Source organism: Pantoea sp. M_9, assembly GCF_008631385.1.
Classification (GTDB): domain Bacteria; phylum Pseudomonadota; class Gammaproteobacteria; order Enterobacterales; family Enterobacteriaceae; genus Pantoea; species Pantoea eucrina.
The window spans coordinates 25652-47279 of record NZ_VWUF01000012.1 but is presented as its reverse complement, the minus strand read 5'-3'; the positions used below and the strand labels follow the sequence as shown (position 1 = coordinate 47279).

Here is a 21628-nt window from a genome sequence, read left to right as displayed (position 1 = left end):
TAATTTAGTCAACTATTGAGCAATCGCCATGATCCGTATTACTGATACTGCGCAAGAGCATTTCGCAAAACTGCTGTCAAAACAGGAAGATGGCACCCAGATCCGCGTATTCGTTATTAACCCGGGTACGCCAACCGCCGAGTGCGGCGTCTCCTACTGCCCGCCTGATGCGGTAGAAGCAACGGATACCGAACTGAAGTTCGATAAACTCTCTGCCTATGTGGATGAGCTGAGCGCACCCTATCTTGAAGATGCAGAGATTGACTTCGTTACGGATAATCTCGGCTCTCAGCTGACCCTGAAAGCGCCAAACGCGAAAATGCGTAAAGTTTCTGACGATGCGCCGATGGCAGAGCGGGTTGAATATCTGCTGCAGGCGCAGATCAATCCGCAGCTGGCCAGCCACGGCGGCCGCGTGTCGCTGATGGAGATCACCGATGATGGCATCGCCGTGCTGCAGTTTGGCGGCGGCTGTAACGGCTGCTCGATGATTGATGTCACGCTGAAAGATGGCATTGAGAAAGAGCTGCTGGCTGCTTTCCCGGAGCTGAAAGGGGTTCGCGATCTCACTGAACACCAGCGCGGCGAACACTCCTACTACTGATAGTTTATGCGGCAGCGCCCTGCGCTGCCGCGCTTTAACTACGCTTTACGCGCCTCGCTTACCGTTTTCAGAAGTTTCTTCACGCTCTTATCCGCAAACGCCTCTTCCAGCGTAAAGCTCCACTTACGTCGCCAGTTAGGATACTCGTCTGTTGTGCCCGGCACATTAACCGGCGTTGTCATGCCCATCCAGTCCTCCGGCTGCAGGCCGAGCAGCGCGCTGCGGGTAAGCGCCAGAAAGCGATGGATGGCCTGATTAAACGCCGGCGTCAGCGCCTGTTTTTCCGCCTGCTTTGCACTGCGCGCCGGCATGGCCCCGGCCTGATGCAGCGCATCCAGCAGCGCCTGTTTCTGTTCCACGCGCTGCGCCTGCAGCGACTGCAGCGTCCTGCCTTTATACATACCCAGCTTCTCGCCCAGCGCCAGATCGTCCGCCTGCCAGAAACCGCTCAGCGTCGGCAGATCGTGCGTGCTGGCACTGGCGATGGACTGCGGCGGATAGCTGTCGGGCAGGCGATAGCGCCCCCCTTTTTCCTGCTCGAAGAACAGCACCTTCCAGGAGAAAACCCCGCTGTCGCGCAGCAGTTTGACAATTTCCTGCGGCACGGTGCCGAGATCTTCGCCAATCACCATGCAGCGCATCCGCTGGCTCTCCAGCGCCAGCACCGCCAGCAGATCCTCTACCGGATAGGAGACGTAGGCGCCTTTATCCGCGCCTTCCCCGTGCGGGATCCACCACAGTCGCAGCAGCGACATCACATGGTCGATGCGCAGCGCGCCGCAGTCGCGCATATTCGCGCGCAGCAGGTCGATAAACGGCTGATAGCCACGCGCGCGCAGCACGTGCGGATCGAGCGGCGGCAGCCCCCAGTTTTGTCCCAGCGGTCCCAGCGGATCGGGCGGCGCGCCGACCGAGGCGCCAAGTTTATACAGCTGCGGATCCTGCCAGGTTTCGGCACTATGTTCAGCCACACCCACCGCCAGGTCGCGGTAAAGCCCCACCGCCATACCCAGCTCCTGACTGCGCTGCCAGCAGTCACTGAACTGCTGATGCGCCAGCCACTGCAGCCAGCTCCAGAAGCCAATCTCCTCTTCATGCTGCGTACACCAGGCCTGGACTTCCGGCTGCGCGGCACTGCGCAAGCCCTCCGGCCAGGTTTCCCAGCCCCACCCCTGCTCATCCTGCCCGCTGCGCTCAGTCAGGATGCCATCAAACGCAGCCTGGTAACGCAGCGCGTCACCGCCCGCCGTCAGAAACGCCTGGTAATCCGCTTCCTCTGCCGCCTGCGGCTGATACTGCTGCCAGGCCAGACGCAGCGCCTCCAGCTTGAGTGCCGCCACCGCCGCATAGTCAACCGCCTCCACCGCGCGCGCCTTCTCCAGCGCCTTGCGGGTTTTCGCACTCTTCCACCAGCGCTGTGCCGCGGCGCTCTGCTGAAACGCTGCCACCTGGCTGACATCAATATAGAGAATATTCAGCCAGCGGCGCGACGCCGGGCTATAGGGGCTGGCGAGGTCGGGCTGAGCCGGATAGAGCGCATGCAGCGGGTTAAGACCAATAAAGTCGCCGCCGTGCGCCGCCACCTGCTCCAGCATCCGTTTTAAATCGCCAAAGTCACCGATACCCCAGTTCTGCTCTGAGCGCAGCGTATAGAGCTGCACCAGCGCACCCCAGCGTTTTTCTCCCTGTGCCAGCGGTTCAGGCAGGTAGCAGCGACGCGGCGCAATAATCAGGCGCGACTGCCACTCCTGACGCCCTTTACGCAGGCTGAGCTGATGATAGCCCTGCGTCAGACGCGGCGGCAGCGTCAGCACCTCACCGCCCTGTACCGTACCGCTGTGGCTTTTACCCTGCTCAGTGGTCAGCTGCCAGGCAAATTCACCTTTGCCACCCACCGCAAGCTCGCGCCGGGCGCGTGCCACAAAGACCTGCACCGGCGGCACCGGCGGCGCTTTACCTGCCGGCGCCTCCATCACCGCCAGCAGCGCCTCTTTGGTCTCATCGCTGATGGTTTCCTTTTCCCCTCTGGCATTCACAAAACGCAAGGCAATTCCCGCCGCTTCTGCGGCCTGATCCAGTTTATTGAGAGACATCAACGCTCCTTTCGCGTCCGGGCTGGCGGATAGAGATCAAAAGGATAAGTAAAGTCGCGCCTGGTGAAAAAAGCGACCGAATCGGAAGGGAGAGGCAAAAAATAGCTGCCGGGCGCGTGGCCCGGCGCAGGATCAGCAGAGTTCGAGATGGACCTCATGCTGCTCAATCACTTTAAGCACGCTGGCGGGAGGCTTCTGATCGGTAAATATGTAATCAATCAGTCCCATATTGCCCAGATTGACCATAGCGTTACGCCCAAACTTTGAGTGATCCACGACCAGCATTACGCAGCGCGAATTGTCGATGATGGCCCGTTTGGTCCGGACTTCATGGTAGTCAAACTCCAGCAGCGAGCCATCCATATCGATGCCGCTGATACCGAGAATGCCGTAGTCGAGGCGGAACTGCGAGATAAAGTCGAGCGTGGCTTCGCCCATGATCCCGCCGTCACGCGTGCGCACTTCTCCGCCAGCGATGATCACCCGGAAATCGGGCTTGCCCATCAGCAGAATGGCAACGTTCAGGTTGTTCGTGACAATCCGCAGATCGTTATGGTTCAGCAGCGCATGGGCAACCGCTTCGGGTGTAGTACCGATATCAATAAACAGCGTTGCGCCATCCGGGATCTGACTGGCCACGCGCGCGGCGATGCGTGCCTTTTCTGCCGACCACATCATTTTACGATCCTGCCAGGCGGTATTTTCCGAACTGGAGGGGAGCGCCGCGCCGCCATGATGGCGCTGAATTTTATTCTGATCGGCCAGATCGTTTAAATCCCGGCGGATGGTCTGCGGACTGACCGCAAAATGCTCAACCAGCTCTTCCGTACTGACATACCCCTGACGCCGGACCAGATCGATAATGGCGTCATGACGTTGCGTCTGCTTCACATCTCTCTCCTCGGCTTGCAGCCGTGTTCTTTTTATCTCTGATGACGGGCAGCGTGGCGCGTATCCACAAACGCCATAGCCAGCCCGACCAGCAGGCCGGTCACGTGCGCGGCATTAGCAATTGCCAGACCAAATGCGCCGTACCAGCCAATCACCAGCCATACAATAGCGAAACCAATCAGTCCGCGCTCCAGATAAATACCGCTTTCGGGATCGCGCTCGCCGCGCAGCCAGCAATAACCCATCAGCGCATAGACCACACCCGAGAGACCGCCAAACAGCACGCCGCTGAATTTGGCCTGCATCCAGCCGCTGAGCAGCGCAGAGATCAGCATAATCACAAACAGCTTGCCGCTGCCGAGTCGCTTCTCGACCGCTCCGCCGAGATACCACCACCACATCAGGTTGAACAGGATATGCAGCAGCGAAAAGTGCAGCAGCGCATGGCTGAACCAGCGCCAGACCTGAAAATATTGTGAGGCGTCAGCCGGCCAGCCCAGCCAGGCCAGCGCGACATCATCACCCGCAATCTGCATCAGAATAAACACCGCGACGCAGAGCGCCATCACCGAAAGCGTCAGCGGTCCGGCGCGTTCGCGAATCGTGGCCCAGACGTTGCTGCGCTCATAGTGCAGCCCGCTGCGGGTACTGCCGCTGCGCCAGCTGGCCGCCTGATAGCGCGGGTGATTAGGGTCGCGAACGAATTGCGCAAGTTCGTTTTCGACCATCTGCAGCTGGCTCTCATCATCCAGCACGATCACGAAGTGACTTTCCTGCTCTATGCGCAGCGTCACACCGCATGTCGCCATATAATCTACAAACGCCTGCGCGGTGCGGGCGTGGCTGAACCGGGTAATACGCATCATGCTGCGCTCTCCTTAAGATAGCGGGTCAGAGGCTACCGCGGTCTGCGCAGGAAACGCTGCACGCCAGGCGTCAAACCCGCCATCAATGCTGTACACCTCACTGAAACCCTGCCCCAGCAGAAACTGTGCGGCGCCTTTGCTGCTGTTGCCGTGATAACACATCACCAGCACCGGCAGATCGCGGCGCGCCTGCGCGATAAAGTCCGCCAGGTTGTCACTGGAGAGATGCTGCGCGCCAGCGGCATGCCCCAGGGCGAAGCTCTGTGGATCGCGAATATCGACTAACTGCGCGCCCTGCGCCAGCTGCGCGTTTGCCTGCTGAACGTTAATACACTCGAAGGTTTCCATCGTTATCTCTCATTTCGCTGTTCTGTTTGCGCCTAGTTTACCCTGAGAAACAGGTGCCATAACCTGATAAAGAAAAGGGTTATCTGTTTTTTTTCCTGCCGGAATGTTAGCTGCATCACGCAGGAATGTTTTTATTGCGTTAAAGACTGGCGAAAATGTTGGTTTCCGATTATTATTACGCTCGAAAACGAACATTTTAGAACTATTCCGAACATCGGAGGAGATGACGTGGAAACCAAAGACCTGATCGTGATCGGCGGCGGCATCAACGGAGCCGGCATTGCAGTGGACGCTGCAGGACGCGGACTGTCTGTGCTGATGCTGGAGGCGCGGGATCTGGCGTGTGCCACCTCCTCCGCCAGTTCCAAACTGATTCACGGCGGCCTGCGCTACCTTGAGCACTACGAGTTTCGTCTGGTTGGCGAAGCGCTGGCCGAGCGTGAAGTGCTGTTAAAAATGGCGCCGCATATCGCTTTCCCGATGCGCTTCCGCCTGCCGCACCGCCCGCACCTGCGTCCGGCGTGGATGATCCGTATGGGCCTGTTTATGTATGACCGCCTCGGCAAACGCACTACGCTGCCGGGCAGTAAAGGTCTCCGCTTTGGCGCGGAGTCGGCGCTGAAGCCGGAAATTACGCGCGGTTTTGAATATTCCGACTGCTGGGTAGATGATGCCCGCATGGTGGTGCTGAACGCGCAGGAAGTTGAGCGTAAAGGTGGCGAAGTGCGCACCCGCACCCGCGTTAACCGCGCATGGCGTGAAGGCGGCATGTGGATGGTTGAGGCAGAAGAGGTCGATACCGGCAAAATTCTGACCTGGCGCGCTAAAGGCCTGGTTAATGCAGCCGGTCCGTGGGTTAAACAGCTGTTTGACGACGGTCTGAAGCTGAAATCTCCGTATGGCATTCGCCTTATTAAAGGCAGCCATATCGTGGTGCCGCGCGTGCACACTGAAAAGCAGGCTTATATTCTGCAGAACGAAGATAACCGTATCGTGTTTGTTATTCCGTGGATGGATGAGTTCTCTATCATCGGTACCACCGACGTTGAGTACAAAGGCGATCCGAAAAACGTCAAGATTGATGAGGAAGAGACGCGCTATCTGCTGAAAGTGTTTAACGCGCACTTCAAAAAGCAGCTGACCTCAGATGATATCGTCTGGAGCTACTCCGGCGTGCGTCCGCTGTGTGATGATGAGTCAGATTCACCGCAGGCGATCACCCGTGACTATACGCTGGACGTGCGTGATGATAACGGCGAGGCGCCGCTGCTGTCGGTGTTTGGCGGCAAGCTGACTACCTATCGCAAGCTGGCAGAGCATGCGATGGAGAAACTGGCGAAATACTATCCGAACGCCGGCCCGGCCTGGACAAAAAACGCCGTGCTGCCGGGTGGTGATTTCTCCGGTACGCGTGAGGACTACGCTGCCGGCCTGCGTCGCCGCTATCCGTTTATCAGCGAAAACATGGCGCGGCACTATGCCCGCACCTACGGCAGCCGTACCGAAATGCTGCTTGAGGGTGCCACCAGCCTGACCGATCTGGGCGAGAATTTTGGCCATGAGTTCTATGAAGCTGAACTGCGTTATCTGGTCAAAAACGAGTGGGTACGTGAACTGGATGATGCTATCTGGCGCCGTACCAAGCAGGGTATGTGGCTGAATACGGCCCAGCAGGCGCGCATCAGCGAGTGGCTGGCGCGCAACAGCCAGAAGCCGGCGCTTTCGCTCGCATCGTAAGGTCTGTATCCCGCTTTACCGGCCCCGCACTTGCTGCGGGGTTTTTTATGTCGCCGGATAACAGAATCAGGAAGAGAGTACGGGAATAACAGGACAGCGCCGCTGCCCTACAGAAGCGGCAGCGGCGCTGGCACAGAGCAGCGGTCAGAGTCCGGCGTGTTCGCGGATATATTTGCGCGCTTTTACCGCATATTCAAACGGGTTGGCGATAGCCGGATCCTGCTCCGCCTCTACCACCATCCAGCCTTTATAGCCCGCCTCGTCGAGAATTTTAAACACCGGCGCGAAATCGATCGCACCATCTCCCGGCACGGTGAAGGTGCCTTTCTTCACGCCATCAAGAAACGACAGGGATTTCCCGCGCACTTCAGCCACCACTTCGTCGCGGACATCTTTCAGATGCACGTGGAAAATACGCGGCAGATGCGTGGTCAGTACGTCCAGCATCGCCTGCTGCGATCCTTCAGAGTAGTAAATATGGCCGGTATCATAGAGCAGGCCTACGCTGTCATGAGTCAGCGCCATAAAACGGTCAATCTCTTCCGGCGTCTGGATCCCGGTTCCCATATGGTGGTGCAGCGTCACGCGCATGCCCTTTTCTGCGGCAAGCTGCGCCAGTTCGTTATAGCCTTCCGCCGTCAGACGCCACTCTTCATCGCTGAACACCGGTTTCTGCTCAAACACGGCCAGGGTGGTGCCCTGAATACTTTTGCTCTGCTCTGAACAGCCGATAACGCGCGCGCCCATCGCATGCAGGAAGTTCATATGGTTGATGAACTCATCGATGGTCTTCGCCTTATCGCCGTTAGCAAAAAAGGTGCTGAACCAGGCGTTGCAGATCTCAATACCGCGGATATCGAGCATCGGCTTCAGAATCGCCGGATCGCGCGGGTATTTACTGCCGACTTCGCTGCCGGTAAAACCGGCCAGCGCCATTTCACTCACCGTCTGCTGGAACGTATTCTCTTTGCCCAGATCGGGCATGTCGTCATTGGTCCAGCCGATCGGCGCTATCGCCAGCTTTACATTCTCTTTGTTCATCTTCAGATCCCGGAATCAGGGCAGCGGAGCAGTCGCGCCGCCGCAAAAAAGTAGCAGGTTATTTGCTGTAAAATGCCGGACGCGGTGGCATTTCAACCGGCTCAATCGCACCGCTGTTCTGCGCTTTCAGGCAGGCGTCAGCTGCTACGGAAGCGGCAAAGCCATCCCATGCGGAAGGTCCGGTAAGCTCACCGGCTTTAACATCGTTGATAAACGCCTGCAGCTCGACGTCATAGGCGTCGATAAAGCGATCTTTCCAGTCGGTCAGCAGCGGCGTACCGAGGCGTGCGTTCTTACGCGTCTGGATCGCCGACGGCTCCGGCAGACGGGCTATGCCCTCTTCTCCCACCACTTCACACTGGATATCGTAGCCATAGGCGCAGTTCACGAAGATCTCCACATCGATGCGGATCCCTTTCTGCGTTTCAAACAGCACAATCTGCGGATCCTTCAGTTGCGCATGCGATTTTGACGTGACGCGCGGAAAGACCACCTGCACCGATTTATAGTCATCTTCCGTCAGCCAGCGCAGCACATCCAGCTCGTGGATCAGCGTGTTGGTAATAGCCATGTCGGTGGTGTAGTTCTCACCCACACTCTGATTACGGTGCGCGCAGTGCAGCATCAGCGGTTCGCCAATCTCACCTTCAGTAATCACTTTTTTCAGGGCGCGGTAGCCCGCGTCATACGGGCGCATAAAGCCCACCTGCACCAGCCTTTTGCCGTGCTGAATTTCCGCATCCACAATACGACGGCAGCCTTCCGCACTCATTGCCAGCGGCTTTTCACAGAATACCGGCTTGCCTGCGGCGATAGCCGCCAGCGTAAACTCTTCATGCGTCGGGTCCCAGGAGGTCACCAGAATGGCGTCAACCTCTGGCGAGGCGATCACCTGATGACCATCCTGATAAACCTCCGCGCTGATATTCAGCCGCTGCAGCGCCGCACGGGCTCCCTCAACGTTGATGTCGGAAACCGCCACCACTTTTGCGCCCTGCAGTACGTTGTTACAGCGACGGATATGCTCCTGACCAATTGCACCGGTCCCGATTACCCCGAGTTTGAGCGTCATGATTACACCTGTAGAGTCAGATAAGAGATAAGACGGCCGATCTGCGCCGGCCAGAAGCGTTAATATTTACGTGCCTGCTGAATGTGCTGATTCAGCTTGTCAGCGACCTGCTGCGTACGCTCAGATTCAGAGGTTTGCGCTACGCCGACGTTCCACCAGCTGAAATATTTGTGCACCATGGTTTTTGGCAGCACTTTGATATCAATCAGGGTGGAGACGCTTTGCTGCTGTGCGTCGGCCAGCGCCGCCTTCAGCTGCTCAAGCGTGGTGACGCGGTAGGTTTTGCAGCCGTATCCGGCAGCAATGGCTGCAAAATCCACCGGCACAAAGCCGCCATCGAGCCGCCCCCCTTCCGGATTACGGAAGCGGAATTCGGTCGTAAAGCTGTCCATACCGTGTTCCATCTGCAGGTTGTTAATGCAGCCGTTGGTCATGTTATCCAGCAGGATGACGTTGATCTTCGCGCCCTCCTGAATCGACGTCACCAGCTCTGAGTGCAGCATCATGAAAGAGCCATCACCCACCATGGCATAGACCTCACGCTGCGGCTGGGCCAGCTTTGCCCCCAGCGCGGCGTTGACTTCATAGCCCATGCAGGAGTAGCCATACTCCACGTGATAGTCGTTGTAACTGCGGGTGCGCCAGACGCGCTGCAGATCGCCCGGCAGGCTGCCCGCTGCGGCCACAATAACCGCGTCGTCCGGCAGCTGCTCGTTCAGCGTACCGAGCACGCTACTCTGCGTCAGCACGGATTGAGTCAGACGCTGAAATTCGGCAAACAGCGCGTCGCGATCGATATGGTCGGCAATTTCCGGAACGAAATCATCGCTGTTCCAGGTGGCAGCATAGACGCGCTGCGTCTCCTGCCGCAGCTGACGCTGCGCCTCTGCTATCTGATCGCCCCAGTGGCTTTCAAAGCCCTGCAGCTGCTGCGTCAGCGCGGTCAGCCCTTCGCGCGCATCGGCGAGCAGCTGCACGCCATCGAGCTTGTAGCTGTCGAAGTTGCTGACGTTAAGATTAAGGAAGCTGACCTCCGGATGCCGGAAAATCCACTTTGACGCGGTGGTGAAGTCGGTGTAGCGGGTGCCGATACCGATAACCAGATCGGCCTCTTTCGCCAGCAGGTTAGCGGCCAGAGAGCCGGTTTCCCCCACGCCTCCCAGGTTCAGCGGATGTTCGGAACTCAGCGTACCCTTGCCCGCCTGCGTTTCCGCAAACGGAATCGAGAAGCGCTCAGCAAACTTCAGCAGCGCCTCACCCGCTCCCGAGTATTTGACGCCACCGCCCACCACAATCAGCGGTTTGCGCTTGCGCGCAATCAGCGCCAGCGCTGCCTCAAGCTGCGCTGGAGAAGGAAGACGGCGATCGAGCCGATGCACGCGCTTCTGAAAGAAGTAGTCCGGGAAATCCCACGCTTCGCCCTGTACATCCTGCGGCAACGCGAGCGTCACTGCACCGGTTTCGGCGGGATCGGTCAGCACGCGCATGGCGTTAATACAGGCGGACATCAGCTGCTCCGGGCGGCTGATGCGGTCCCAGTATTTGCTGACGGCGCGGAAAGCATCATTGGTACTGATACTTAAATCGTGGCTCTGCTCAATCTGCTGCAGCACCGGATCGGGCTGGCGGGTCGCAAACACATCTCCGGGGAGCAGCAGCAGCGGAATACGGTTGGCCGTGGCGGTTGCCGCAGCGGTAATCATGTTGGCCGCGCCCGGGCCTACCGACGAGGTACAGGCGATAATTTGACGGCGCAGCGACTGTTTGGCAAAGCCGGTCGCGGCATGCGCCATACCCTGCTCGTTGCGTCCCTGATACACAATCAGATCGCCGCTATCCTGCTCCAGCGCCTGACCCATGCCGAGTACGTTACCGTGGCCGAAAATGGCGAACACGCCTTTCACAAACTTGCTCTCTGCGCCATCGACATTCAGATACTGATTATCGAGAAACTTCACCAGCGCCTGTGCCGTTGTCAGTCTGATCGTGCCCATATCTTTTTTCCTTTACTTGCCGGCATCCGCAGAGGAGCCTCGCGACCCGGAGCAAACTCTCTGGCTGCCCCGCGCATAAGTGAAACATGCGGCGATTATAAACAAATATTTTTTCCATAAAATACAATTACAGAAGAAACATTTCATTTTGCGATGGAGATCAAATTCAGCAGAGTAAAGTGGCTGAGCAGCCGTTTCTGCGTGGCTAAAGTGGAACGAAGCCAGAAAGCGTGACGCCGATGTGAACTTTTGTTTCACCCGAAAAGCTTCTGCTATTTACCTGATATTTCCTGCGATCGGCTTCACAGCCCGGAGATGCCGCACCTGTTTATGACGTTACCCCTGCTCTGTTGCGTAAAGCGGTAATTTTACCTGGCTCACAAAATAAAGATGTATGTTTCATTTTATGTTGTTTATGAAATATTCATTCCTCATACTGACTTTCCAGCCAGTCAGGCATTCTGAGAACCCGACAGCAGCGCACCCGACACGGGTGATGATGTTCGTGCCTGCTTATCACAGAAGGAAACTATAGGTATGAGTACACAACAGAAGCGGCTTGATGTGATTTGTATCGGACGCATCGCCGTTGATCTCTATGGTCAGCAAATCGGCTCGCGCTTAGAGGATATGACCAGCTTTAATAAATATCTGGGGGGATCCTCAGGCAACGTGGCGTATGGCACAGCCATTCAGGGGCTGAAATCTGCGATGCTGGCGCGCGTCGGCGATGAACATAACGGCCGTTTTTTACGTGAAGAGCTGCAGCGCGTCGGCTGTAATACTGACGGCCTGATCACCGATAAAACGCGTCTGACCGGACTGGTGATCCTCGGCATTAAAGATGAAGAGACCTTTCCGCTGATTTTCTATCGCGACAACTGCGCGGATATGGGGCTGGTGCCGGATGATATTCAGGAGGCGTTCATTACCTCTTCACGCGCGGTCGCGATTACCGGCACGCACCTTTCCCATCCGGATACCCGCGCCGCCGTGCTGAAAGCGCTGGATATTGCCCGCCGCAACGGGCTGCGTACCGCGCTGGATATCGACTATCGGCCGGTATTGTGGGGCCTGACCTCACTGGGCGACGGTGAGACGCGCTTTATTGAGTCGGGCCAGGTAACCCGCCAGCTGCAGGAAGTGCTGCACTATTTTGACCTTATCGTCGGCACTGAAGAGGAGTTTCACATTGCCGGCGGCAGCACCGATACGCTGACGGCGCTGAAAAATGTGCGTCAGGCAAGCCAGGCCACGCTGGTGTGCAAGCGTGGTCCGCTGGGCTGCGTGGTATTTGAGGGCGATATTCCGGACAGCTGGGAACAGACCCGGCTGCAGAGCGGCGTGCAGGTTGAAGTGCTGAACGTGCTGGGTGCGGGCGACGCATTTATGTCTGGTCTGCTGCGCGGCTGGCTGAACGATGAGAGCTGGGAGCAGGCGTGTCGCTACGCGAATGCCTGTGGCGCACTGGTGGTGTCGCGGCACGGCTGCGCGCCGGCAATGCCCACCAAAGCGGAGCTGGATGATTTCCTCAGCCGCGACCGTGAGGTCAAACGACCGGATCGCGATACGCGCCTTACTCACCTGCACCGGGTCACCACGCGTCGGCAGCAGTGGCCGGAGCTGAATGTATTCGCCTTTGACCACCGCAAACAGCTGGCTGATATGGCGCAGGAAGCGGGCGTCAGCGAGGCGCGCATTCCGCAGTTGAAACTGCTGCTGCTGCAGGCGGCGCAGGAGGCGGCGGCAGAAGCGGGCCTGAATGAAAAGAGCGGCATTCTGGCCGATACCACCTACGGGCAGAAGGCGCTGAACGCAATTACCGGCAAAAAGTGGTGGATTGGTCGTCCGATTGAGCAGCCCGGATCGCGACCGCTGCGCCTGGAGCATGGCAATATCGGCTCGCAGCTGATCGACTGGCCAGCGGAGCACGTGGTGAAGTGTCTGGTGTTTTACCATCCGCACGACAGCGCTGAGCTGCGCGATGAGCAGGATGCACTGCTGCTGGATGTCTGGCGCGGCTGTAACAAGAGCGGGCATGAGCTGCTGGTAGAGGTGATCCTGCCGGAGAGCAATCCGGATCATAACGAGTCTTACTATCATGAGATGCTGAGCCACTTCTACAGCCTCGGTATTCAGCCCGACTGGTGGAAACTGCCGCCGCTCTCTGCAGAGAGCTGGCAGGCAATAGGTGCGCTGATTGAACAGCAGGATCCGTACTGTCGCGGCATACTGCTGCTTGGTCTGGACGCGCCGGAAGATAAGCTCAAGGCGGGCTTTGCCGCGGCGGCGCAGGCAGAGTGGGTAAAAGGATTTGCCGTCGGACGCACCATCTTTGGTCAGCCGTCACGTCAGTGGCTGAAAGGCGAGCTGGATGACCAGACGCTGATTGAGACGGTAAAAGGCAACTATCTGCGGCTGATCGGCTACTGGCGCGCGGCGCGCGGGTAGGTCCGGCGGGCGCGGTTTCCGTACACCCTCTCCCCTGGCGGAGAGGGTGCAACCCTCTGCTTCAGCTGTTTCCCCCCTGCATCTCTCTTTCCGGATCCGATAACCTCACCGCAAACCGCACCGCCACCACGCGGTTTTGTGAGGTATTGCATAATCCAATGAAATAGATGCGCTGCTGATGACAATTGAATGAAATTTTCCATCCATCTGGTACTATAGCGCTCATTATCCAGCCATTTTTCTTTTGTAAGCGGGCCGAAGCAATGACCAATAATCCAACCCAGCTCACTCTGCTACAGGACGATATTCGTCGTCGCTACGAGACGCTGAGCAAGCGTCTGAAGCAGGTGGCTCGTTATATTCTCGATAACAGCAATAGCATTGCCTTTGATACCGTCGCCTCTATCGCTCAGCAGGCTGATGTACCGCCCTCCACGCTGATCCGTTTTGCCAACGCTTTTGGCTTCAGCGGCTTTAATGAAATGAAACAGGTATTTCGTCAGCATCTGATGGAAGAGACCGTTAATTATACCGAGCGCGCGCGCCTGTTTCGCCAGACGGCTACCGACGACAGCGCCAGCTCGCCGGAAAGCCCGATGGAGATCCTCAACGTCTTCACCATGGTTAACAGTCAGGCCCTGCAGCAGCTGGCGATGCAGATTAACCCTGAACAGCTCAACAAAGCGGTACAGATGCTGAATGAGGCGGAGAATATCTACATTATTGGCCTGCGCCGCTCCTTCAGCGTGGCTTCCTATCTGGTGTATGCGCTGCGGCACCTTGAGCGCCGCGCGTTCCTGATTGACGGTCTCGGCGGCATGTTTACCGAGCAGCTGAGCATGGTGAATCCTAAAGATGTGGTTATCGCTATCAGCTACTCGCCCTACGCCCGCGAAGCTGTTGAGCTGGTCGAGCTGGGTGCCCGGCGCGGCGCGCATCAGATTGCCATCACCGACAGTCAGGTCAGCCCGCTGGCCGCCTTCAGCGACGTCTGCTTTGTGGTACGTGAAGCGCAGGTTGATGGATTCCGTTCTCAGGTTGCCTCACTCTGCCTGGCGCAGACGCTGGCCGTGTCGCTGGCGCTGACTAACAGCAGCGAGCCGGAATAACTGCACCCGTAAAAAAGGGCAGCGCGCTGGCTGCCCTCTTATCCTCCATACCGCGACTCAGCGGCTGCGTGGATAGCTATCGCTGTTTACCCAGGCGTGATCTTTCTCCCAGGTAAATTTCCACTGCCGTACCGGTCCCGCCATCACGTTGAGATAGTAGTTGTCATAGCCCGCCAGCGTGGCGACCGGGTGGTAACCGCGTGGCACCATGACCACATCGCGGTTGCCGGGTGCCATACAGACATCCAGCGAGCGATCGTCGGTATAGACCCGCTGCATAGCAAAACCGGGCTCCGGATCAAAGCGATGATAGTAGGTCTCCTCCAGATAGGTCTCATCCGGGCTCGCTTTATCATCATGCTTATGGCTTGGCCAGGAGCTGGTCGCCCCTTCACCGGTATAAACCTCCACCACCAGCAGGCTGTCCGCCGCTTTGTTATCCGGCAAAATATTGTGCACCAGGCGCTGATTACGCCCTTTGCCGCGATGCTCTATCCCTACTTCTTCTGGCGGGATAAGCCGGGCCGGCAGATCGCCATGCCCCGGTGCGCTGCATACGGCCAGTTCGAGATCGGTTTCTGCGGTGATCTCCGCCTGATCGTGGTGCGGCACATAGACTGACCAGGGGGGAGTCCGCTCAAACGGCGACATGCGCTTGCCGATACCGGCAAAAGCAGCGTGACGGGTTTTAACCGACGCCCGCCCGGCAACCAGCACCAGGCAGAGCTCTTTTTCATCACTCTGCAGCGTCAGCGTCTCGCCCTGCTTTAACAGGTAAGCCGCAAAGCCAACGTATTCCCAGCCCGCGCTCTGCGGCGTGACGTGCTGAATACGACCGCTGCTGTCAGGCTGCTGTGCTTTTGAAATCAGGGACATGCTTTCCTCCTGTCAACTGCCTTAACCCAGCGTCGGCATACTGAATTCCGATACGGTCTGCTGACCGCTGGGCCAGCGTACGGTGGCGGTTTTCATCCGCGTATAAAAGCGTACGCCATCCGGGCCATGCACATTCAGCGCACCAAACACGGAACGTTTCCAGCCGCCAAAGCTGTGGAAAGCCATAGGAACCGGCACCGGAACGTTTACGCCCACCATGCCTGCCTCAACGTTCTGAATAAACTCGCGCGCGGTGTGGCCGTTGCTGGTAAAGATGGCGCTGCCGTTGCCAAACTCATGGCTGTTAACCAGCTGCAGTGCGCTGCTGTAGTCGCTGGCGCGCATGATGCTCAGCACCGGACCAAAGATCTCCTCGCGCCAGATCACCATATCGGAGGTGACGTTATCGAACAGCGTGCCGCCTACATAGTAGCCCTCTTCATGACCCGCGACCCGGAGAGTCCGGCCATCGACCACCAGCTTCGCCCCCTCCTGCTCACCTTTATCGATGTAGCCGAGCACTTTTTTCTGATGGGCGGCAGAGACCACCGGACCCATCTCATTCTCTTCCGCGCCCTGCTGCATGCCGGGCCCTACGCGCAGCGCTTTGATCAGCGGCGTCAGGCGGGCAATCAGTTTGTCCGCGGTATCATCGCCGACGGCAACCACCACCGGCAGCGCCATGCAGCGCTCGCCCGCTGAGCCAAACGCACCGCCCATAATGGCATTAACGGTGGCATCCAGATCGGCATCCGGCATGACGATAGCGTGGTTTTTGGCTGCGCCAAACGCCTGTACGCGTTTGCCGTGCGCGCTGGCCGTTTTATAGATGTGCTCCGCAACGCCGGACGAGCCGACAAAACTGACGGCCGCGATGCGCGGATCTTTATACAGCTGCTCTGCATCATCATTAGATGAGTGCACAACGTTGAATACGCCATCTGGCAGGCCCGCTTCTTTCAGCAGCTCCGCCATACGCACCGATGCGGACGGATCCAGAGCCGGTGGTTTGAGAATAAAGGTATTTCCGCACGCCAGCGCAATCGGGAACATCCAGAGTGGCACCATCGCCGGGAAGTTAAATGGCGTAATGCCTGCCACCACGCCCACCGGTTGCATCAGTGAATAGCTGTCAACGCCGGTGCCAACGGCCGGTGAGTTTTCGCCTTTCAGCAGGTGCGGAATGCCGCAGGCAAACTCAATCACCTCAATACCGCGCGTCAGCTCACCGAGCGCATCTGACCAGACCTTGCCATGTTCTGAGACAATCAGGGCTGCCAGCTCATCACGGTGCTTTTCCATCAGCGCTTTGAAATTGAACATGACGCGTGCACGACGCAGCGGCGCGGTTTTCGACCATTCCGGAAAGGCAGCGTGCGCTACCGCAATCGCCTGCTCAACTTCTGCAGCGGTGCTTTGCGTCAGCTCACGCACCACTTTGCCGGTTGCCGGATCGTAAACCGGAATGGTTTCATTACTGGCGCTGTGCGTGATGCTGCCACCGATAAAGTTTCCAATAATAGTCATGTCGATGCCTCATTGATGTAAAGGGCCCTGCAGGCAGCAAAGGGTTAGCGCCAGGCTACCCGGGCAGGTGAAATGAAAAGCGTGCTATGAAGCTATTACAATGAAATAAATTTTTCAAATAATCTTTTTTGGAAGATTTCCTTTTAGCGGGCTGGATCGCATTTTTTCTGGCTGGCGGGGCGTTTCTCAGTTATCTCAGGCAAAAGATCTGATACTGCAGATAGCATTGCCGGCGTATTTTTGCGAAGCGGATCTACACTTTTAAATTTCATTATTTACTTATTTTGAAACAAATGTTCTCCTGCTTTTCATCAGTATCTCTGCCTGCACGAGGTGCTCAGCGATCCTTATCTGTGTCCCTTCGGGATACTTTTGCCGTTGCTGGCCCCGGTCGGGGCCTTTTTTTTATGGCGTCTCCGCGCTCTCCGGCTGGCGGGATTTCAGCATATAGAGCGTGTAGCCCAGCGCGACGCAGACCAGCAGCGCCGTCAGCAGATAGACCTGCGACACGCCGGCATAGCTCATGATCAGGCCAGCAAGGGGGCCCGTAATGCCCAGCGCCAGATCCATAAAGGCGGTATAGGTTGCCAGCGCGCTGCCCTGATTCTGCTGCGGCACCGCTTTGACCGCGACGACGCCGATAGCCGGAAATACCAGAGAAAAGCCTGCGCCGGTCAGAAAGGCCCCCAGCTTCGCCATCCACGGATCGACCGCGCCTGCGACCAGAAAGAGGCCCGCCGCTTCGATGGCAAAGCAGACGCTGGCGACGCGCAGTCCACCCCATTTGTTAATCGCATCTGGAAACAGCAGGCGCATGCCCACGAACGCGCTGCTGAACAGCGTCAGGGCAAACGCCGCCCCTTCCCAGCCACGTTCGCGGTAGAACAGGGTAATAAAGGTCGCAATCACGCCAAATCCGGCCGATCCCATCGCCAGCAGCACGCCATAGCCATATATTTTTCCCAGCACCGCACGGAACGGCAGCGGGCGCGCTTTACTGCCTTTAACCGCCGCACGCGGCAGCGCCAGCACCATCGCCAGCAGGCTGATGGCCACAATGACTACCGAGAGCTGCAGCAGCCCGCCGCTGCGAAACAGCGCAACCCCCAGCGGCGCACCCAGCGCCATGGCGCCGTAGGTGACAATGCCGTTCCAGGAGATGACGCGCCCGATATGCAGAGAACCCGCTTTCGCCACGCCCCACAGCGACGTCCCGGTGCCGCAAAAGCTCTGACCGACGCCGAGAATAATGCGCCCCAGGCAGAGCAGCGTCAGGCTGAGCAGCGCCTGCTCCTGTGCCAGGGCGGAGAAGAGCATACAGAGTCCGCTCAGCAGGCTACCTGCCAGACCCAGCACCACCACGCGCTTGGGGCCCCAGCTGTCGGCAAAGCGTCCGGCATACGGCCGGCTGAGCAGCGTAGCGATATACTGCAGGCTGATCACTACCCCGGCCCAGAACGCGCTATATCCCAGATTGTCATGGACGAACCCAGGCAGCACCGCCAGCGGCAGCCCGATAGTCAGATAGGTGGCGAAATTAAATTTCACAATAGAAAGAATCTGCAGATTCAGCCGGAGACGGCTCTGTTCCGCAGCAGCAGGCAGGTCAGGCATAGATAAACGCGCTCACGACAGGCATTTGATAACAGAAAATTAACTATACGCCTTTTCAGAGGGTATGCATCTGCTGAACGCCCTGGATCGTAGCTCTGTTTCTGGCGCTGTGCCCTGGCGTCTTCCCTGCCTGCACGTGTATAAACAATCTCTTACCCGCCTTCAGCTACACTTGGATCAGAAAAATTCCCCGCAGGAGCAGCAATGAACGAAAAGCCGCAGGAGAGAATTGGCCAGAACATTCTGGTCAAGCTGGCGATGTTAGTGATTATTCTGGCAGGCATCCGCGCCGCATCAGACATACTCGTCCCCTTTCTGCTCGCCAGTTTTCTGGCCATCGTGCTCAACCCGCTGGTCAGCTCGCTGATGCGTCGTGGGCTACGCCGCGGCGTCGCTATCTCACTGGTGATTACCGTGATCTTTATTATGATGCTGCTGCTGGTCGCCGTGCTGGCAAGCTCAGTCGGTGAATTCAGCGATACCTATCCGCAGATCCGCACCATGCTGGAGCAGAAGCTGACGGTCATCCAGCATCTGGCGGCAGGTTTTCATATTAATATTTCAACCGAAACGCTGGCGCAGCACTTTGACCCGAATCTGATCATGAACATGGCGACCACGGTACTGGCACAGTTTTCCGGCGCGATGACCAATATTGTGCTGCTGATCCTGACGGTGGTGTTTATGCTATTTGAAGTGCACCACCTGCCTTATAAAATGCGTAATGCCCTCACTAATCCGCAGATCCGTATTGCCGGCCTGCACAAAGCGCTAAAAGGCGTCACCCACTATCTGGCTCTGAAAACGCTGGTAAGCCTGATAACCGGATTTTCGGTATGGCTGGTTCTGCTGCTGCTGGACGTGAAGTTTGCGCTCTTCTGGGGCGTGGTCGCTTTTATACTCAATTTTATTCCCAATATCGGCCCGATTATCGCCGGTATCCCGCCGTTTATTCAGGCGCTGGTGCTGAATGATATTTACGATGCGATGCTGGTCGCATTTTTGTTCAGTGCAATCCATATGGTATTTGGCAACATGCTGGAACCGCGTCTTATGGGGCGCGGGCTGGGCCTCTCTACGCTGGTGGTTTTTCTGTCACTGATTTTCTGGGGCTGGCTGCTGGGGCCGGTCGGCATGCTGCTGTCGGTGCCGCTGACCAGCGTCACAAAAATTCTGATGGAAACCACGCCGGGCGGCAGCCGGCTGGCGATCATGCTTGGCACCGGCAGGCCGCGCCTGAAACGACGCGAGCCGCAGCGACAGATCAAATAGCATCCGGCCCCGCCACCGTTTTGCGTTTAGCGATCAATCCCTCTTTATCGCTGCTTTTAACCGTAAAAACACGATTTATCCGCTGGATAAACGCAAATTGAGCGGAAAAAAGTAGGTGATAAGCGCAACGGGCAGCGATCGTTAGCGCCGGCTGCTGGCATCACGGACGATTCGCAGCCCTGCAGAGCGTAAAGAAGATGCTATGCTGCTGGCGCGGCTGATGAATGCCTAACCCCACGAGGAGAGTCTGGTGCCTCTGCGTAAAAAACGTCGTGATTTTGGCTGGCTCTATATTGTCTGCGCCGGACTGCTGCCGCTGGTGCTGGGCATCGTCTGTACGGCGATTGAAGCGCGCCATATGGTCAGGCAGCAGCAGGTGGCAACAGCCAATATTCTGCTGGCTCAGGCGGAGAAAATGAGCGACAACGCCTGGGGTATGATCGCCGAACTGCAGCGATACCAGCATCAGAGCTGCAGCGATATCGAAAAACACCTGCAGCGTATCGGCACGCTTAACGCCTACTTTCGTTCGGTGGGGATGCTGCAGGGCGATAACATCACCTGCTCCTCCGCTTACGGCGTTAATCACGGCGCGCTTGAATCAATGATAATGCGTCCGCTGCCGGTAACGGGTAAAGCCGGCTGGAGCCTCTCACTGCCCGGCACCTCAGGCGTACCGCATCGTCCGGCGGTGATTTTCGTGCGTCAGCTACCGGACAGCAGCGGCTTCTGGGCCGTTATTGATGGCCAGTATCTGATGGACTTTATGCATGCCATGGGAGAGTCCCGCGGCTATCAGATGAGCCTGCAGTTCAGCGAAGGCGCGATTATCGCCAGCGGCAACCCTAAAACGCCCGCTGAACACTATATGCAAAGCACCCAGTTTCAGAGTGCCTCGCAGCATTACCCTATTCGCGTCAGCGTAACCGTGCCACCGGCAGAGCTGATCGCCGCCTGGCGGCAGGCGCTGTTTATCTTCCTGCCGATGGCCTCAATCTTCTCAATCATGCTGATAATACTGACGGCAAACTGGCTGCGCCGGCGTATCTCCTGGGCCGATGAAATCCGCCGCGCTATGCGTAACCGTCAGTTTTCGGTTTACTATCAGCCGGTTTACAGCAACACCCTGGCGCGCTGCTCAGGCGCCGAAGCGCTGCTGCGCTGGCAGCTTCCCGATGGGGAGATGGTGCGGCCCGATATTTTCATTACGCATGCGGAGTCGGAGGGGATGATTGTCGATCTCACCCGCCACCTGCTGGAACTGATGAGTGAAGATATCGCCCTCTGGCCGGTGATGCCAGGTTTTCACCTCGGATTTAATCTGGCGGCAGATCATCTGCAGCATGCAGAATTTACTGAGGATATCATGCAATTTGCGCACGCTATCCGCGACAAGCAGATGCTGCTCACGCTTGAACTTACCGAGCGCAGCCTGATTAAGGATGGCGAAGCGGTGGCGCACAAGCTGCGCTTTCTGCAGGCGCAGGGCATGAAAGTTGCTATCGACGATTTTGGCACCGGACACTGCTCCCTCTCCTATCTGATGACCTTCCCGCTCGACTACCTGAAGATCGATCGCGGCTTTATCAATGCCATTGAAGGGCTGGAGATCGAAACGCCGGTGCTGGATGCGATTATCAATCTCTGCCATAAGCTGAAACTGGAGGTGCTGGGCGAAGGAGTGGAAACCGCGCTGCAGCTCGCCTATCTGCAGCAACGTCAGGTCACGTTTATTCAGGGCTATTTTTATGCCCGCCCTGTCGCCAGTCAGACCTTTTTGCGCTGGCTGAAGGAGCATGGCAGTCAGCCGCTGACCGATGTCGTCTCTGCACCGCACTGACCTCGCCACAGCCCGCGTGACATGCGGGTTATGTCAAAAAAAGTAAAATATTTTTTACCCCTCTGACACCGCTTTACGACCATATAATTAGCTAAAAAGTAACCACTTAATGGCTAAAACATGACAAATATCACATAAAAACGGTATACTCTGTCGCGGTTCGCAATAATTACCTGGGTAATAATTGCTATGGCTGGCCAGGGAAAAACCCGTTTTCACGGCTATGCTTTAATTTTCTCAACGCCGCGGACTGAGTTGATAGCAGACAGCCGGCGGCGTTGAGGATTTTTCGA

Annotated in this window: 16 protein-coding genes; 6 read left to right on the top strand and 10 right to left on the bottom strand. The window is 57.4% G+C overall.

The genetic code is table 11. The features are described 5' to 3' along the window. Positions 1–28: 28 nt before the first annotated feature. Positions 29–604, top strand: coding sequence for a Fe-S biogenesis protein NfuA (gene nfuA / locus F3I15_RS14995; protein WP_039380973.1), 576 nt, complete (start codon positions 29–31; stop codon positions 602–604). Positions 605–642: 38 nt separating this feature from the next. Here nfuA and malQ read toward each other — a convergent pair whose 3' ends face one another. The 4 genes from malQ to glpE form a co-directional block, all read right to left on the bottom strand. Then, positions 643–2697, bottom strand: a complete 2055-nt coding sequence (gene malQ / locus F3I15_RS14990; RefSeq protein WP_150018461.1) for a 4-alpha-glucanotransferase — start codon at positions 2695–2697, stop codon at positions 643–645. 132 nt (positions 2698–2829) lie between these two features. Continuing rightward, positions 2830–3588: a DeoR/GlpR family transcriptional regulator gene (locus tag F3I15_RS14985; RefSeq protein WP_150018460.1), complete on the bottom strand. Its 759-nt coding sequence runs from the start codon at positions 3586–3588 to the stop codon at positions 2830–2832. A 32-nt stretch (positions 3589–3620) separates the two neighbouring features. After that, positions 3621–4451, bottom strand: a complete 831-nt coding sequence (glpG, locus tag F3I15_RS14980) for a rhomboid family intramembrane serine protease GlpG (protein WP_150018497.1) — start codon at positions 4449–4451, stop codon at positions 3621–3623. Between the two features lie 15 nt (positions 4452–4466). Then, positions 4467–4802, bottom strand: a complete 336-nt coding sequence (gene glpE / locus F3I15_RS14975) for a thiosulfate sulfurtransferase GlpE (protein WP_150018459.1) — start codon at positions 4800–4802, stop codon at positions 4467–4469. Positions 4803–5030: 228 nt separating this feature from the next. On the opposite strand from glpE, the gene glpD reads away from it, so the two are divergent. Further along, positions 5031–6539, top strand: a complete 1509-nt coding sequence (gene glpD, locus F3I15_RS14965) for a glycerol-3-phosphate dehydrogenase (RefSeq protein WP_150018458.1) — start codon at positions 5031–5033, stop codon at positions 6537–6539. Between the two features lie 144 nt (positions 6540–6683). Here glpD and iolE read toward each other — a convergent pair whose 3' ends face one another. Genes iolE through iolD form a run of 3 tightly spaced genes read right to left on the bottom strand, consistent with a single transcriptional unit; the run spans position 6684 to position 10646 of the window. Next, positions 6684–7580, bottom strand: coding sequence for a myo-inosose-2 dehydratase (gene iolE, locus F3I15_RS14960; protein WP_094111187.1), 897 nt, complete (start codon positions 7578–7580; stop codon positions 6684–6686). Positions 7581–7638: 58 nt separating this feature from the next. After that, on the bottom strand, positions 7639–8652 hold the full coding sequence (locus F3I15_RS14955; RefSeq protein WP_039380988.1) for a Gfo/Idh/MocA family protein: 1014 nt from the start codon (positions 8650–8652) through the stop codon (positions 7639–7641). Between the two features lie 59 nt (positions 8653–8711). After that, positions 8712–10646 carry a 3D-(3,5/4)-trihydroxycyclohexane-1,2-dione acylhydrolase (decyclizing) gene (gene iolD, locus F3I15_RS14950; protein ID WP_150018457.1) on the bottom strand — a complete coding sequence of 645 codons (1935 nt, stop codon included), beginning with the start codon at positions 10644–10646 and terminating at the stop codon, positions 8712–8714. 537 nt (positions 10647–11183) lie between these two features. Between iolD and iolC the strand changes: the two genes are divergently transcribed. After that, a complete protein-coding gene (gene iolC, locus F3I15_RS14945; RefSeq protein ID WP_150018456.1) occupies positions 11184–13097 on the top strand; it encodes a 5-dehydro-2-deoxygluconokinase in 1914 nt (637 codons plus the stop codon). A gap of 263 nt (positions 13098–13360) precedes the next feature. Then, positions 13361–14206, top strand: a complete 846-nt coding sequence (locus F3I15_RS14940) for a MurR/RpiR family transcriptional regulator (RefSeq protein WP_150018455.1) — start codon at positions 13361–13363, stop codon at positions 14204–14206. Positions 14207–14263: 57 nt separating this feature from the next. Here F3I15_RS14940 and iolB read toward each other — a convergent pair whose 3' ends face one another. From iolB to F3I15_RS14925, 3 genes are all read right to left on the bottom strand, one after another. Continuing rightward, entirely contained in the window at positions 14264–15082 is an 819-nt protein-coding gene (iolB, locus tag F3I15_RS14935; protein ID WP_150018454.1) for a 5-deoxy-glucuronate isomerase, read from the bottom strand. A 21-nt stretch (positions 15083–15103) separates the two neighbouring features. Then, positions 15104–16609 (bottom strand): CoA-acylating methylmalonate-semialdehyde dehydrogenase, encoded by a 1506-nt coding sequence (locus F3I15_RS14930; RefSeq protein ID WP_150018453.1) that lies wholly within the window; start codon positions 16607–16609, stop codon positions 15104–15106. Between the two features lie 405 nt (positions 16610–17014). After that, entirely contained in the window at positions 17015–18223 is a 1209-nt protein-coding gene (locus tag F3I15_RS14925; protein ID WP_150018452.1) for an MFS transporter, read from the bottom strand. Between the two features lie 204 nt (positions 18224–18427). Between F3I15_RS14925 and F3I15_RS14920 the strand changes: the two genes are divergently transcribed. Continuing rightward, positions 18428–19495, top strand: a complete 1068-nt coding sequence (locus F3I15_RS14920; RefSeq protein WP_039381005.1) for an AI-2E family transporter — start codon at positions 18428–18430, stop codon at positions 19493–19495. Between the two features lie 250 nt (positions 19496–19745). Then, positions 19746–21335, top strand: a complete 1590-nt coding sequence (locus tag F3I15_RS14915) for an EAL domain-containing protein (protein WP_150018451.1) — start codon at positions 19746–19748, stop codon at positions 21333–21335. The last annotated feature ends 293 nt before the right edge of the window (positions 21336–21628 follow it).

Coding starts and splice junctions, on each gene's coding strand:
- nfuA (WP_039380973.1), top strand. CDS start 29: ATGATCCGTATTACTGATACTGCGCAAGAGCATTTCGCAAAACTGCTG.
- malQ (WP_150018461.1), bottom strand. CDS start 2,697: ATGTCTCTCAATAAACTGGATCAGGCCGCAGAAGCGGCGGGAATTGCC.
- glpG (WP_150018497.1), bottom strand. CDS start 4,451: ATGCGTATTACCCGGTTCAGCCACGCCCGCACCGCGCAGGCGTTTGTA.
- glpE (WP_150018459.1), bottom strand. CDS start 4,802: ATGGAAACCTTCGAGTGTATTAACGTTCAGCAGGCAAACGCGCAGCTG.
- iolE (WP_094111187.1), bottom strand. CDS start 7,580: ATGAACAAAGAGAATGTAAAGCTGGCGATAGCGCCGATCGGCTGGACC.
- F3I15_RS14955 (WP_039380988.1), bottom strand. CDS start 8,652: ATGACGCTCAAACTCGGGGTAATCGGGACCGGTGCAATTGGTCAGGAG.
- iolD (WP_150018457.1), bottom strand. CDS start 10,646: ATGGGCACGATCAGACTGACAACGGCACAGGCGCTGGTGAAGTTTCTC.
- iolC (WP_150018456.1), top strand. CDS start 11,184: ATGAGTACACAACAGAAGCGGCTTGATGTGATTTGTATCGGACGCATC.
- F3I15_RS14940 (WP_150018455.1), top strand. CDS start 13,361: ATGACCAATAATCCAACCCAGCTCACTCTGCTACAGGACGATATTCGT.
- iolB (WP_150018454.1), bottom strand. CDS start 15,082: ATGTCCCTGATTTCAAAAGCACAGCAGCCTGACAGCAGCGGTCGTATT.
- F3I15_RS14930 (WP_150018453.1), bottom strand. CDS start 16,609: ATGACTATTATTGGAAACTTTATCGGTGGCAGCATCACGCACAGCGCC.
- F3I15_RS14925 (WP_150018452.1), bottom strand. CDS start 18,223: ATGCCTGACCTGCCTGCTGCTGCGGAACAGAGCCGTCTCCGGCTGAAT.
- F3I15_RS14920 (WP_039381005.1), top strand. CDS start 18,428: ATGAACGAAAAGCCGCAGGAGAGAATTGGCCAGAACATTCTGGTCAAG.